Consider the following 547-nt stretch of genomic DNA (forward strand, 5'->3'; position numbering starts at 1 on the left):
ACCAAATTGATCTTTTACGGTGACTTCTTTTTTTAACATAGATGGATCCTTAATTTAAATTATTTAGAAATTATATAACTTGATTAAATTACTTTATAATTTAACTTAAACATCTGATTTAAAGACGTATAAAAAGTTCTTCCATCTAGGTTCAAATCAACTTCTTTACCTGATTGAAGAAGTATTCGCTTACCCACTTCTATAGTTTTTAACCCATTACGAGTATTTTGTATTTTATTTAAAGGGATGAGCGACACTATAATTTCTGTACCATTTTTTGATTTTGCAATTAAATCGTTTATTTTTAACAACTTGTATCCTATTTCTGGAGGTTTTCTCGATTTGAAAAAACTTTAAAACTAACTTTCAATTTATAAAAAGCACTGTTTAGTGCTTTTTATTACTGTCAATTATTGCTTAGATAGCAACAATATTTACAGCATTTGGTCCTTTTTGACCTTGAGCTACACTAAACTCAACCATTTGGCCTTCAAACAGTGTTTTGAAACCTGAATTAGCAATTTCGCTAAAATGGGCAAAAACATCT

2 protein-coding genes are annotated in these 547 nt (G+C 28.2%); both read right to left on the minus strand.

Annotated features, from left to right (window positions below; all coding sequences use genetic code 11):
• Positions 1–83: 83 nt before the first annotated feature.
• On the minus strand, positions 84–311 hold the full coding sequence (locus RR876_RS17240) for a hypothetical protein (protein ID WP_004693379.1): 228 nt from the start codon (positions 309–311) through the stop codon (positions 84–86).
• A gap of 106 nt (positions 312–417) precedes the next feature.
• A partial coding sequence (locus RR876_RS17245) for a cold shock domain-containing protein (RefSeq protein ID WP_332637213.1) occupies positions 418–547 on the minus strand: 130 nt, incomplete at its 5' end.

Origin of the sequence: Acinetobacter sp. (assembly GCF_036666595.1) — a bacterium.
Taxonomy (GTDB): domain Bacteria; phylum Pseudomonadota; class Gammaproteobacteria; order Pseudomonadales; family Moraxellaceae; genus Acinetobacter.